The sequence below is a fragment of the Bradyrhizobium erythrophlei genome, assembly GCF_900129505.1.
In the GTDB taxonomy this organism is placed as follows: Bacteria; Pseudomonadota; Alphaproteobacteria; order Rhizobiales; family Xanthobacteraceae; genus Bradyrhizobium; species Bradyrhizobium erythrophlei_D.
Genome location: NZ_LT670818.1, coordinates 6,246,572 through 6,260,152, shown reverse-complemented (window position 1 = coordinate 6,260,152; position 13,581 = coordinate 6,246,572). Strand labels below are relative to the sequence as shown.

The 13,581-nt window shown below is 62.1% G+C and carries 12 protein-coding genes; 7 read left to right on the top strand and 5 right to left on the bottom strand.

Translation table 11 applies throughout. The annotated features are described in order from the left end of the window. Positions 1-76 precede the first annotated feature (76 nt). The 3 genes from B5525_RS28985 (at position 77) to B5525_RS28975 (ending at position 2,359) form a co-directional block, all read left to right on the top strand. Positions 77-652, top strand: coding sequence for a glutathione peroxidase (locus B5525_RS28985; protein WP_079569060.1), 576 nt, complete (start codon positions 77-79; stop codon positions 650-652). A 178-nt stretch (positions 653-830) separates the two neighbouring features. Next, positions 831-1,772: a polysaccharide deacetylase family protein gene (locus B5525_RS28980; RefSeq protein WP_079573924.1), complete on the top strand. Its 942-nt coding sequence runs from the start codon at positions 831-833 to the stop codon at positions 1,770-1,772. A gap of 17 nt (positions 1,773-1,789) precedes the next feature. Next, positions 1,790-2,359 (top strand): dihydrofolate reductase, encoded by a 570-nt coding sequence (locus tag B5525_RS28975; protein ID WP_079569059.1) that lies wholly within the window; start codon positions 1,790-1,792, stop codon positions 2,357-2,359. On the opposite strand, the gene B5525_RS28970 is transcribed toward B5525_RS28975, so the two are convergent. From B5525_RS28970 to aspS, 3 genes are all read right to left on the bottom strand, one after another. Beyond that, entirely contained in the window at positions 2,344-2,796 is a 453-nt protein-coding gene (locus B5525_RS28970; protein ID WP_079569058.1) for a DoxX family protein, read from the bottom strand. The two genes, B5525_RS28975 and B5525_RS28970, sit on opposite strands and share 16 nt — an antisense overlap. A 144-nt stretch (positions 2,797-2,940) precedes the next feature. After that, positions 2,941-5,250, bottom strand: a complete 2,310-nt coding sequence (locus B5525_RS28965; protein WP_079569057.1) for an NADP-dependent malic enzyme — start codon at positions 5,248-5,250, stop codon at positions 2,941-2,943. 62 nt (positions 5,251-5,312) lie between these two features. Continuing rightward, a complete protein-coding gene (gene aspS / locus B5525_RS28960) occupies positions 5,313-7,184 on the bottom strand; it encodes an aspartate--tRNA ligase (protein ID WP_079569056.1) in 1,872 nt (623 codons plus the stop codon). Between the two features lie 228 nt (positions 7,185-7,412). Here aspS and B5525_RS28955 point away from each other — a divergent pair, with 228 nt between their 5' ends. Next, positions 7,413-8,903, top strand: coding sequence for a protein adenylyltransferase SelO (locus B5525_RS28955; protein WP_079569055.1), 1,491 nt, complete (start codon positions 7,413-7,415; stop codon positions 8,901-8,903). A 453-nt stretch (positions 8,904-9,356) separates the two neighbouring features. After that, positions 9,357-10,505, top strand: a complete 1,149-nt coding sequence (rnd, locus tag B5525_RS28950; protein WP_079569054.1) for a ribonuclease D — start codon at positions 9,357-9,359, stop codon at positions 10,503-10,505. A gap of 140 nt (positions 10,506-10,645) precedes the next feature. Here rnd and B5525_RS28945 read toward each other — a convergent pair whose 3' ends face one another. Together B5525_RS28945 and B5525_RS28940 are read right to left on the bottom strand one after the other, a co-directional pair. Next, positions 10,646-11,209: a cysteine hydrolase family protein gene (locus B5525_RS28945; RefSeq protein ID WP_079573923.1), complete on the bottom strand. Its 564-nt coding sequence runs from the start codon at positions 11,207-11,209 to the stop codon at positions 10,646-10,648. A 17-nt stretch (positions 11,210-11,226) separates the two neighbouring features. Beyond that, positions 11,227-11,850, bottom strand: coding sequence for a GNAT family N-acetyltransferase (locus tag B5525_RS28940; protein ID WP_079569053.1), 624 nt, complete (start codon positions 11,848-11,850; stop codon positions 11,227-11,229). Between B5525_RS28940 and B5525_RS47595 the strand changes: the two genes are divergently transcribed. After that, the gene (locus B5525_RS47595; RefSeq protein ID WP_172899782.1) at positions 11,789-12,487 is read left to right on the top strand and encodes a hypothetical protein; all 699 of its coding nucleotides are present in this window, start codon (positions 11,789-11,791) and stop codon (positions 12,485-12,487) included. The two genes, B5525_RS28940 and B5525_RS47595, sit on opposite strands and share 62 nt — an antisense overlap. A gap of 30 nt (positions 12,488-12,517) precedes the next feature. Next, a complete protein-coding gene (locus B5525_RS28930) occupies positions 12,518-13,558 on the top strand; it encodes a LysR family transcriptional regulator (protein WP_079569051.1) in 1,041 nt (346 codons plus the stop codon). The last annotated feature ends 23 nt before the right edge of the window (positions 13,559-13,581 follow it).

Below are 13,581 nucleotides of genomic sequence, written 5' to 3'. Positions count from 1 at the left end.
CGGCCTGTTGAAGAGCGCTCGCCTACCGCTTCGGCTATGCTCGTCACGGTCCGGCCAAGCGTGACAGGGGATCACCATGATCAACCGCAGGACGATATTGACGGCAGCGCTGGCCGCGGTCGCCGCTCCGCTGGTGACACAGGCCGCCCGCGCGCAGGCCGGCATGAGCCGAATCACCGCCTATGCTTTTGCTTTCCCCGCCCTGGACGGTGGCGCTATCAGCCTCGCCGACTATACCGGCCATCCGCTAATGATTGTCAACACCGCGTCATTGTGCGGCTACACGCCGCAATATGCCGGATTGCAGGAATTGTGGACCGAGTTTCACGGTCGCGGCCTGATGATCATCGGCGTGCCCTCCAACGATTTCGGCGGCCAGGAGCCGGGCGGTTCAAGTGAGATCGCGGCGACCGCGCAACACCAATACGGCGTTACCTTTCCGATCGCGGCCAAGGCCGTGGTCAACGGTCCGAACGCGCATCCCTTCTACAAATGGGCGGCCGCCGCGCGGCCCAGGGACGTTCCACGCTGGAACTTCCACAAATACCTGATCGGCCGCGACGGCTACATCGCGGAAGTGTTTGCCTCGGCCGTCGAGCCGTCGGATACACGCGTTAAAACCGCCATTGCGCGGACGCTCGCTGAGACCTGAAACGCCTATTCCTCCCCGTAATTAACCGGTTCGGAATGCAAATCCGCCTCTTGCGATAAAAGCCGTTGCCGTGGCGGCGCAGCTCCAACTAGGCTAGTATTGTCAGGGGCAGGAAAGCGCTTGGACGATGGCGAAAAAGCCGCGACCGGGCATTGGATCAGCGTAAGGGATGAAGAAAATGCGGATTGCGGCAGGATTGATCTTCGCGGGCGCCGTTTCGCTGTGTGCGTCAGGCCTGGCCTGGTCGCAGACCCCCGCTGCCAAAAGCGCTGCGGCCCCTCAGGCGGCCCCCGCGCCGGCTCCAGCCCCGGCGGCAACCGCTGCCAAACCGACCTGCGCCAATCCCAATGCGCTCGGCATCGCCCGCGTCGTCGAAATCGACACCACCGGCGGACCGGGCTTCGGTTTCGAGCACTTCAAGCAGCTGGATTTCCTGCGCGATCATGAAGTGGTGCTGACGTTCGACGACGGCCCGTGGCTGCTCAACACGCCCTCGGTGCTGAAGACGCTGGCGGACGAGTGCACCACCGGCATTTTCTTTCCGATCGGCAAGCACGCGACCTACTATCCCGAAATCCTGAAGGAGGTTCTCGCGGCCGGCCATACCGTCGGATCGCACACCTGGTCGCACGCCACCCTCACCAACAAGAAGCTGACCGAAGACCAGCGCAAGGAGGAGATCGAGAAAGGCTTCAGCGCGGTGAAATGGGCCCTTGGCGGAGTTTCGCCGGCGCCGTTCTTCCGCTTCCCGGCGCTGCAGCATCCACCGGAAATGGTGACCTATCTCGGCACCAGGAATGTTGCGATGTTCTCCTGCGACCTCGACTCCTTCGATTTCAAGGCGCGCAACGCCCAGCAGGTGATCGACGTCACCATGAAAAAGCTCGACAAGCTCGGCAAGGGCATCATCCTGATGCACGATTTCCACAAGCACACCGCCGAAGCGCTGCCCGAGCTGATGCACCGGCTCAAGGCCGGCGGCTACAAGGTCGTCAAGATGATCCCCAAAGCCCCGGTGCAGACGCTGCCACAGTATGACGATGAAGTTCTGAAAGACGCCAAACTGCCGACCGTGAGCTCGCGGCCGGTCTCCAGTGTGGTACAGACGATTTCGGAATAACATTCTACGCGCGCCAGATGCCGGATCGGCGCATCGAGGGCTATGTCATCGTGTCGGCGGACGGCATGCTGGCGAACGCCGCGCATGTGATGCCGGATGAATTGAAATTCGAAGGCGACAAGCAGTTCTTCAACGCCGCCCTCGATCGCGCCGACCTGATCCTGCACGGCCGCCATTCCCATGAAGACCAGCCCAACTCGCCGCGGCGAAGGCGGATCATCCTGACCCGCCGCATCACTGCGATCGCGCCGGATCCATCCAACCGCAAAGCCACGCTGTGGAATCCAGCAGCCGCCTCGTTCGAGGCAGCCTGCGATTTCGCCGGGGTGCATTCCGGCACCATTGCGATCATCGGCGGACCAGCGGTCTTCGCGATGTTCATGGACCGCTACGACACCTTCTGGCTGTCACAGGCGCCGCACGTGCGGCTGCCGGATGGCGAGCCGTGCTTTCCCGGCGTGCCCGCGCGATCGCCGCAGCAGATTTTGGCCGCACACGGGCTCAAAGCCGGCGAAGCCCGGATCCTCGACAGCGCTAATGATGTCAGCGTGACGCCGTGGCGGCGGGTGGGTCAGATCTCGCCATAGACGGGCTCCGACGAGCGCGGCCTTCGGCCGTAGCCTGCGATCATGAACAGGGCGCCGATGATCGAGAGATTCTTCAGCGCGTCGATCAGGGTCTTGGCACTCTCGGCCGGTGCCTGATTCCAGAAATCATGGAAATAGAAGGTCACGGCAGCCACGAAGAAGATCAGGAGAATGGCAAAGAACCGCGCGGCGAAATTCAGCGCGATCATCAATCCGCTGATGACTTCGAACGATCCTACCGCAATGGCAAGCATTTGCGGCGTCGACATTCCCGTCATGGTTTCGAGCTGGGACGTATAGGGCGTTAGCAGCGCGGGAACGACCACCTTGGCCGAAATAAACTCCGCCGTGGCCGGTATCGCGAACAGCTTGGTTGCACCCGAATAGATGAACAGCACCGCGAACAGAATTCGCCCGAAAATGATAAAAGCCGGCATGGGTCGCCTCACTGGATGTTGCAACAAGCCAAGGTCGCAATTTCAGGGGATTATGGGCATTCCGCCCCCGCTTTTCAAACGGTCAAATCAAACTCATCAAGCCGCTCCGATTTCCAACTGGAACGTGATCGAACGGTCGCCAGCCTAGCCGAACAAGGACGGCTGCTGGCGGCCGGCGCGCTCCTGGGCTTCGACGGCAGCCACCGCCGTCATGTTGAGGATGCCGCGCGCGGTCACCGACGGCGTGAGAATATGCGCCGGACGTGCGGGACCGATCAGGATCGGCCCCACCGGGAGCGCATCGCCCAACGCCTTGATCATCTGATAGGCCACGTTAGCCGTATCGAGATTCGGCATGATCAGGATATTGGCCTCCCCTTCCAGCTTCGAGTGCGGCAGGATCAGTTTGCGCGCGGCTTCGGAGAGCGCGGTATCGCCCTGCATCTCGCCGTCGGCCTCCAGTTCAGGATGGTTCTGCTTCAACAGCGCAGTGGCGCGGCGCATTTTGCGCGATGAGTCGGTATCGTAACTGCCGAAGTCGGAATGTGACACGAAGGCGATCTTGGGCTTGAGCGCGAAGCGCTGGACATGCAGCGCCGCCAGCGCCGCCATTTCCGCAAGCTCCTCGGAGCTCGGATTCGGCCGCACCTGGGTGTCGGCGATGAAATAGGCGCCCTTGCTGGTGATCATCAGGGCAAGGGCTGCGAAATCGCTCACCCCCGGCAGGAAACCGACGATCTCGCGTACATGGCGCAGATGGCTCATGTAGCGGCCTTCGACGCCGCAGATCATGGCGTCGGCCTCGCCGCGAATCACCGCAAGGGCTGCGATCACGGTGGCGTTGGTGCGGACCATCGTGCGCGCGGCGTCGGGGGTGACGCCGTGCCGGCCGGCGACGTCGATATAGGACTGGACATAGGAGCGGTAGCGCGGATCGTCTTCGGGGTTGACGAGGTCGAAATCGCGGCCGGCCTTGATCGCGAGGCCGAACCGCTTGATCCGCGCTTCGACCACCGATGGACGTCCGACCAGGATCGGGCGCGCCAGCTTTTCCTCGAGCACCACCTGCGTCGCATGCAGGACGCGCTCGTCCTCGCCTTCCGCGTAGATCACGCGGACCGGCTGGGTTTTTGCCTTGGCGAATACCGGCTTCATGACCAGGCCGGAGCGGAACGCGAAGCGCTCCAGTTGCGCGCTATAGTCCTCGAAATTGTTGATCGGGCGGGAGGCAACGCCGGAATCCATCGCCGCTTTCGCCACCGCCGGCGCGATGCGCAGGATCAGCCGCGGATCGAACGGGCTCGGAATCAGCGAGCCCGGGCCGAAGCCTTGCGCCTCGCCGCTGTCAAAACCCTGCGCGATGGCGTCGACCGGCGGATCGCGCGCCAGTTGCGCGATCGCATCAACCGCGGCCTTCTTCATTTCCTCGTTGATCGCGGTGGCACCGACATCGAGCGCGCCACGGAAGATGAAGGGAAAGCAGAGGACGTTGTTGACCTGGTTGGGAAAGTCGCTTCTGCCGGTGCAGATCATCGCATCGGGGCGGGCTTTACGGGCTTCGTCGGGCATGATTTCCGGGTTCGGGTTGGCCAGCGCCATTACCAGGGGCTTGTCGGCCATCGCCTTGACCATGTCCGGCGTCAGCACGTTCGGCGCCGACAACCCGAGGAAAATATCGGCGCCGCCGATCACCTCGGCCAATTTGCGCTTGTCGGTCTTCTGGGCATAGACCGCCTTCCAGCGGTCCATCAGCGTGTTGCGGCCCTCATGCACCACGCCGTCGATATCGCAGACCCAGATATTCTTCCGCTGCGCGCCCATCGCGACCAGCAGATTGAGGCACGCAATCGCCGCAGCACCGGCGCCCGACGCGACGATCTTGACGTCGGAAAGCTTCTTGCCGTTCAGCAGCAGCCCGTTGGTGATGGCGGCGCCGACGATGATGGCGGTGCCATGCTGATCGTCATGAAATACCGGGATCTTCATGCGCGCCTTGAGCTGCGCCTCGATCTCGAAGCATTCCGGCCCCTTGATGTCCTCGAGATTGATGCCGCCGAAGGTCGGCTCCAGCGCGGCCACGGTCTCGACCACGCGCTCGATGGTATCGGCGGCGATTTCGATGTCGAACACGTCGATGCCGGCGAACTTCTTGAACAGCACCGCCTTGCCTTCCATGACGGGCTTCGATGCCAGCGGGCCGATATTGCCGAGGCCAAGCACGGCAGTACCGTTGGAGACCACCGCGACAAGGTTGGCGCGGGTGGTGAGCGAAGCTGCTTCCGCCGGATTTTCCGCGATCGCCATGCAGGCCGCCGCCACGCCCGGCGAATAGGCAAGCGCGAGGTCGCGCTGGTTGGCGAGCGGCTTGGTCGGCTGAATTTCGAGCTTACCCGGCCGCGGCAGGCGATGATACGCCAGCGCCGCAGATTGCAGATCTTCAGAATGGGATGACATCAATTCCCTCCGCGGGCTCCCGCACCCCGAATCCAGGCTTCGGTGCTTGATTCATTGAGAGATCAGGTTTGCGGCAAATTGAGCCGGATGTGAAGTTCGCGCAATTGTTTCGGCGTCACCTCCGAAGGCGCGCCCATCAAAAGGTCTTCGGCGCGCTGGTTCATCGGGAACAGCGAGATTTCGCGCAGGTTGGTGGTGCCGCACAGGAGCATGACGATGCGATCGACGCCCGCCGCCATGCCGCCATGCGGCGGCGCGCCGTACTGGAACGCGCGATACATGCCGCCGAAGCGCTCGACGACGTCCTGCTCGCCATAGCCTGCGATCTCGAACGCCTTCACCATCGCCTCGGGACGATGGTTGCGGATGCCGCCCGAGGCGATCTCGTAGCCGTTGCAGGTGATGTCGTATTGGAACGCCTTGATGGTCAGCGGGTCCCTTGTCTGCAACGCTTCCAGCCCGCCCTGCGGCATCGAGAACGGATTGTGCGAGAAGTCGACCTTCTTGTCTTCCTCATTGTATTCGTACATCGGGAAGTCGACGATCCAGGCAAGCTCGAACCGATCCTTGTCGATCAGGTTCAACTCCTCGCCGAGTTTTGTCCTCGCCAATCCAGCAAATTTCCAGAACTTGTCAGGATCGCCGGCGACGAAGAAAACAGCATCGCCAGCTTCCAAACCTAACTTATGGCGCAAAACTTCTGTCCGTCCCTGCCCCAGATTGTTAGCGACTGGACCTCTTCCGACAACCAAGTCCTGCAATTCCATCCATTTAGCAACGTCGGGATGTCCCTCCTCCCGCAGAGCCTGCATGATGGCCTCGCGCACGCTGCCCGCTTCTGGTCCTTTTTCTTGTGCGTAAAAAATATAGCCAAGACCCACTTGGCCCTCGCCTTGCGCCCAGGAATTCATCCGGTCGCAAAACGCGCGGGACCCGCCGGTCGGTCCGGGAATGGCCCAGACCTGGTTCTTCGGGTCTTCCAGCATCCGCGCGAATACTTTGAAGCCGGAGCCGCGGAAATGCTCGGAAACCTCCTGGATCACCAGCGGGTTGCGCAGGTCCGGCTTGTCGCTGCCATATTTGCGTAAAGCCTCCGCAAAGGGAATCCGCGGCCACGATTTGGTAACGGGCTTGCCCTTGGCAAACTCCTCGAACACGCCCGTGATGACGGGCTCTACCGCTGCGAAAACATCGTTCTGCTCGACAAAGCTCATCTCGAGGTCGAGCTGATAAAACTCGCCGGGCAGCCGGTCGGCGCGCGGGTCTTCGTCGCGGAAACAGGGGGCGATCTGGAAATAGCGGTCGAAGCCGCTCATCATCAGGAGTTGCTTGTACTGCTGCGGCGCCTGCGGCAGGGCGTAGAACTTGCCCGGATGGATCCGCGACGGCACCAGGAAGTCGCGCGCGCCCTCCGGCGACGAGGCCGTCAGGATCGGGGTCTGGAACTCGAAAAACCCCTGCTCCTTCATCCGCCTGCGCATGGAATCGACGATCGCGCCGCGGGTCATGATGTTCTGGTGCAATTTCTCGCGACGCAGGTCGAGGAACCGGTACTTAAGCCTTATGTCCTCAGGATATTCCTGCTCGCCGAACACCGGCAGCGGCAGTTCGCCCGCCGGTCCCAGCACCTCGATTTCGCTGACATAGATTTCGACCGCGCCGGTCGGCAGTTCCGGATTCTCGGTTCCGGCGGGACGCCGCCGCACCTTGCCGTCGATCCGTACCACCCATTCCGAACGCAGTTTCTCCGCGTCCCTGAAGGCCGGCGAATCCGGATCGGCGACGCACTGGGTCAGGCCGTAATGGTCGCGCAGATCGATGAACAGCACGCCGCCATGGTCGCGAATGCGATGGCACCAGCCCGACAGCCTGACCGTCTGGTCGATGTGACTCTCGCGGAGCGCGCCGCAGGTATGGGAGCGGTAACGATGCATGGAAATCCCAAGAAAGATGGCCAGAGGGCAGAATCGGGCGGCATTTGCCGGCCCCGAAGAGCGTCAGGGTTTACCCGAGCGCGTCGGGCGCGGCAACCGAATGCGGACCCAAACCTGCCCCCTGGAAAGGAGGCAGCCCCGTAGAAAAGGGACGGCAAATCATCCACCCCATTGCATCCCATCCCGCAAGCCAATTGTCTATTTCCCCCACATGCCTATCTTGAGGCCATGACGGTGCATTTCCCCTTTCAGAACACCTATGCGGCGCTGCCGGCGAACTTTTTCGCCCGTGTTGCGCCGACCCCGGTCACCTCGCCCCGGCTGATCAAGCTGAACCGGCCGCTGGCGCTCCAGCTCGGCCTCGATCCGGACCTTCTGGAAACCCCGGAAGGCGCCGAAATCCTCGCCGGCAAACGGCTCCCCGACGGCGCCGACCCGATCGCCATGGCCTATGCCGGCCACCAGTTCGGTCATTTCGTGCCGCAGCTCGGCGACGGCCGCGCCATCCTGCTCGGCGAGGTGGTCGATGCCGACGGCGTCCGCCGCGACATTCAGCTCAAGGGATCAGGCCCGACGCCGTTTTCGCGCCGCGGCGACGGCCGCGCGGCACTGGGTCCGGTCCTGCGCGAATACATTGTCAGCGAGGCGATGGCGACACTGGGAATCCCGACCACGCGATCGCTCGCCGCGGTGTTGACCGGCGAGAGCGTGCTGCGCGAGACCGCCCTGCCCGGCGCGGTCCTCACCCGGGTCGCCTCCAGCCACATCCGGGTCGGAACTTTCCAGTATTTCGCGGCCCGCCGCGATACCGAAGGCGTGCGGCAGCTGGCTGATCACGTCATCGCCCGGCATTACCCTGAGCTAGCGGACCACGAACGCCCCTATCTCGCGCTGCTCGGCGCCGTCATTGCGCGGCAGGCCGATCTCGTTGCGCGCTGGCTGTTGGTCGGCTTCATCCATGGCGTCATGAATACCGACAACAGCTCGATCTCGGGCGAAACCATCGATTACGGCCCGTGCGCTTTCATGGACCATTACGATCCGAAGCAGGTGTTCAGTTCGATCGACGAAATGGGGCGCTATGCCTACGCCAACCAGCCGAGAATCGCCCAGTGGAACATGACGCGGCTGGCCGAGTGCCTGTTGCCGCTCATATCCGACGACCCGGACAAGGCCGTGGCCGAAGCGCAGGCGGCGATCGGTGAATTCGTCGAGGTTTTCGACACCGCCTATCAGGCAGGCTTGCGACGCAAGCTCGGCCTGTTCTCTGCGCGTGACGATGACCGGATCCTCGCCCAGGACCTGCTCGATGCGATGGCCAGGAACCAAGCCGACTTCACGCTCACTTTCAGGCGGCTGAGCGATGCCGCACTCGGCCCGGACTATGATGGCGGGGTCAGGCAGCTGTTCGCCGATCCGGCCGCCTATGACGAATGGGCGGCACGCTGGCGGCAGCGGCTCGGCGGGGAGCCGGAGGATTCAAAGCAGGATTCCCGCGCCAGGCGGACGGCGATGCGAGCCGTCAATCCGGCCTTCATTCCGAGGAACCATCGGGTGGAAGCGGTGATCGAGGCCGCCGTAAATCGCGACGATTTTGTTCCCTTCGAGAACCTTCTCGCGGTCCTGTCAAAGCCCTATGAGGACCAGCCGGCGTTTTCGGCCTATGCGGAGCCACCCGAGCCGCATGAGCGCGTGCTGCAGACCTTTTGCGGGACGTGAAGCACTAACCTTCCGTTAAACATTCCAGAAGGCGCCCGCGGCCGCGCCACAGGAATTAAGAAGCGGTCAATGCGTTCCCTACAAGTCTAGCGGCTTGGTTGGGGGGAACTATCGTGTTTGACGCGTTGGTATTTGAATTCATGGGTTTGGCGATGCTCGGGCTCTGCGTCATCGTGCTTGCCGTGCCGTCGCAGCGACGGCCCTCTGCCCGGCACATGAGCGACCACTGATTCCGCTTTTCGAAACCAGGGGGCTTGGGTCCCGGCCATCGCCAGGCGCGCCGCGAGCGGCCGAGTCCTGCGTTGATCTTGGCTGAGTCTTGGGCCGACTCTTGGGCCGACTCTTGGCCAAAAGCCCGCGTCTGGCGGAAATGCAAGGCTCGAATTCGCCGCAAGACCCTTGACATATCAGCGCTTTCGGCAGAACGCCTCTGAAAAGCGTTATGGACCATTCATGGATCTGATTTCCACCACTTCCGAACTCGCCGCGGTATGCGCCCGGCTTGCCCAGCATCCGGTCATTACCGTCGATACCGAATTCCTGCGCGAGACCACCTATTACCCCCTGCTCTGCGTCGTGCAGATGGCGAGCGCCGACGAAGCGGTCGTTGTCGATACACTGGCGGCCGGCATCGATCTCAAGCCGTTCTTCGAATTGATGGCCGAAGAGAACGTGCTGAAGGTTTTCCACGCCGCCCGCCAGGACATCGAGATCGTCTGGCACCAGTCCGGCACCATTCCGCATCCGATCTTCGACACGCAAGTGGCCGCCATGGTGCTCGGCTATGGCGACAGCATCGCCTATGACCAATTGGTCGAGCGCATCACCGGGCACCGGCCGGACAAGACCCACCGTTTCACCGACTGGTCGCGCCGGCCGCTGAGTGCGGAGCAGATGCACTATGCGGTCTCCGACGTCACCCATTTGCGCGACGTGTTCCAGGCCCTGGACGCCGACCTCAAGAAGCGCGGCCGCAGCGACTGGGTGAGCGAGGAAATGGAGGTCCTGACGAGCCCGAAGACCTACGACTTTCACCCCGAGCGCGCCTGGGAACGCCTGAAGACGCGGGTGCGCAAGCCGAAGGAGCTGGCGGTGCTGATGGAAGTCGCCGCCTGGCGCGAGCAGGAAGCGCAGAGTCGCGACGTTCCGCGTAGCCGCGTGCTGAAGGACGATGCGGTCGGCGACATCGCCACCCATGCGCCGACCAGCCTCGAGCGGCTGGCCAATCTGCGCTCGCTGCCGAAAGGCTTTGACCGCTCGAAATGGGGCGCCGATATCGTGGCTGCTGTACAGCGGGGCCTTGCGCGCGATCCCGCGGCCTTGCCGAAAATCGAGAAACCGCGTGGCAATTCAAATGGCGCGGCGACCGTCGAGTTGTTGAAGGTCCTGCTGCGGATGACGTCGGAACGCCATGCCGTCGCCAGCAAGGTCATCGCCACCGTCGACGACCTCGAACAAATCGCCGGCGACGACGACGCCGATGTCGCCGCGCTGCGCGGCTGGCGCCGCGACCTGTTCGGCGAAGCGGCGCTGTCGCTCAAGCATGGTCGGCTCGCGCTCGCGATCGAAAAAGGCCGGGTGGTCAGGGTCGATCGAACCTAGAGCAGGGCTGCGCCAGCTCATTGAGATCGTCCTCGCGCATCAACATTCATACTCGGTGCCGGCGCCTTTGCCGCAAGCACGGACTGACCGAACGATCGGCGGCGCGACCGTCGGCTCGACGCGGCGCCATCGCTCACGGATCATACCGCGATTTTACCGCTTGCCCCGATCAGCTCGGCGGTTCCCAGTGTCCCGGCGAAGTTGCCGATGACCTTGACGACCGCAAGCTTGTATGACGCGGCGTCGCCGACGCCGGGGCGCCTGCAGGCCACGGCATCGCTGACCACCTGATAGCGATGGCTGCGGTGAAACCCGTCGACCACGGTCGACAGCACGGTCTCATCGAGGGAAAATCCCATCAATACGCAGCGGATGTTTCTCATGTTCGCCATGTATTCGGCGAACCGCGACGAACTGTAGGCCGAGGGCAGCGGATGCTCGAAGGCAAGCTCCCCCGGCCTCGGTTTCAGCTCCGCGATCCAGTCCGTCAGGTTCGACGCCGGATTGAACCAAGCCGCCTGGGCGATGCGTTTGAGATGCATGACCGGCCAGAGATTGTCACGCCACAGCGTCATCAGTTCGAGACAGCGCGCCGTGACCGCCTCGGCGTCCGAGATGACGTGGCTGCGGCCCTCGGTCAGATACTCGGTCTGGAGATCGGCGCAGACGAGGATCGGCGGATCGTCATGGATCGAGGCCGGCATTATTTTGCGACTCGCGATCATGTGTCGGCCAGCGCCGGCGTGCGAAGTGGCGACGTCACCGCACGGCCGGAAGATATGTCGAGGACGCCGGGTCTGTCCCAATCACCCTCCGGCCTGATGATCACGTAAGGATCGCTGTCGAGCGTGATGGCATCGGGATCCGGCTCGAGGTCCAGCACCATCTCGGTATAGGAAAAATCGGAAAAGGTGATCTTCCGGTTGTGGCCGAGCGGTTTGGCGCCGAAATGCGACCAGAAGTTCACCAGCCGGTCTTGCGCATGGCCGTAAACCTTCCTGAAGCCCTTGCGCTTGATGTATTCGAAGCTCGCCTGCACCAGCTTGAACGATATGCGCGAGCGCCGGAACTGATGCCGCACGGCGAGACGCTCGATTTTGGCAAACTCGCCAAAAAATCGCACCCGAAGACAGGCCGCGGGCTCGCCGCCGATAAATCCGATGAAGTGCGCCGCGACCAGATCGTTGCCGTCGAATTCTTCCTCGATCGGGCAATCCTGCTCGGCAAGGTACACGGCGGCGCGAATCGCGGTCACCAGCATCAAATCGTTGGGGTCGCGGGCGATGCGGATTGAAATCGCGCGCGAACCTGTTTTTGCGGGTGTTGGGGGCCTAGTGCCGTGCATCTGCAAAACTCCTTGCTGGGACATTCGACGCCTGGATATTCGGTGGAAGGCGATTCCACGGCCGCACATAACTCCAGAGCTCGGGCTGGAAGCTCGAGACCGGTTCGAAACCAATGGCTTTCAGCAGATCGCGGCCCGCTTTCGTCGCCGGCTGCGCGAAATAATCCGCGTCGATGAATCGCGGCCTTCTCAGATACTCCGCGACATTTCCCAATCCGACGACGGCGCGCCCGAAGGCAGCGAGAGCCCAGACGTAAATCGCCGATGCTTCCTCGTCGGAGCGCGCCAAAAACTCGCGGCTCGGGTTTTTAAGATCGATTTCTTCCAGCAGAAGCGCGTCATGTCCCCGGCAATTGAGATAAAGAAACGCGATGCCGCCGAGCAGATTGCCGCCACGCTGAAATACGAAAATCGACTCCGGATCCTGCTGCAAGAAATGCGCGAGGCCCTGTTCCGTCGCATTGACCCCCGGGATTTCGCGCCGGGCAATATCCACCAATTCGGTCAGGTGAGCGCGCGCAGCCAGGCCGACGCTGATCGCGGAGCTTGGCGAAAGCCGATCCAGCTCGTGGCGAACGGCCAGGTCCCTACTTTCTCGAAACATTTTCTGCATTTAATTAATGTCCCATTTATGTAACCATCATCATATCTGACGGGGACGACGGGTATGCGGCAACATTTGCATCGGGGCGCTGCACCAATGCAGCGCAAGAAGACTGAAGAAACCCTCAACGCGTCGTGGGAAGATTTACACGCATTTTTACTATGTACGCGGCATCAGAGTTTCAGGAACGCTGCGGAAGTGCTCGGACTGACCGGCACGACGCTGATGCGCAAGATCGACAGGCTTGAAGAGGAATTGGGATTTAAACTCTTCTTGCGCGATCAATCCGGCTTGTCGCTAAGCGATGAAGGACACGCATTGCTGTTCGATGTCCAACAGATGGAGCGCCTCAGCTTCAACATTTTTCGTCGCGCCTCGATGTCGACAGAGATAAATGGTTCAGTGCGTGTTGCAGTGACGGAGGGACCCGGCCTCTCCTGGATCCTGCCCCGACTGATCGATTTCCAGAAAACCTACCGCAAGATCACGGTCGATCTTCGCTGCGCGATGGAGCAGGCCGACGTCTCGCGACTCGAGGCGGATATATCGATCCAGCTCGCGCGGCCGACAAATCCGGACCTCATTGTTACGAAGCTCGGAAGACATCACATCTACGCGTTTGCGTCGGAGGCCTATCGCGACGCCTACGGGCTGCCGAAATCGCTCGCCGACCTCAGACATCACCGGATCGTCAAGCAACACGGGGTGCAACTCGACGAGACCGGCTATGCGCGAATCCTCGGATTGGATTCGCTGGATGGGATCGTCGGCATATCGACCAATTCCAGCGTCGCGGTTCTCTATGCGATCGAGAGGGGGGCCGGGATCGGATTTCTGCCGACGTCCGTGATGGCACTCGGCGCGCCGGTCGTTCCGATCGATCTCGGGATCAACTATCACATGGATTTGTGGCTCACGTACCACAAGGAGTTTCGCAACTCCGACCGGCACAAGATCGTCATTGATTGGCTCAAGAAGATATTCGATCCCAAGGCGTATCCGTGTTTCGGCGACGAGTTCATCCACCCGAATGAGCTCATTTCGCTGATGGCGGAGACGCGGCGCAATTTCGGCCTGGAGGGGTATGCCGCCGGGCAGGCTTAGCAACGCGGCCAGGATTGAACCCG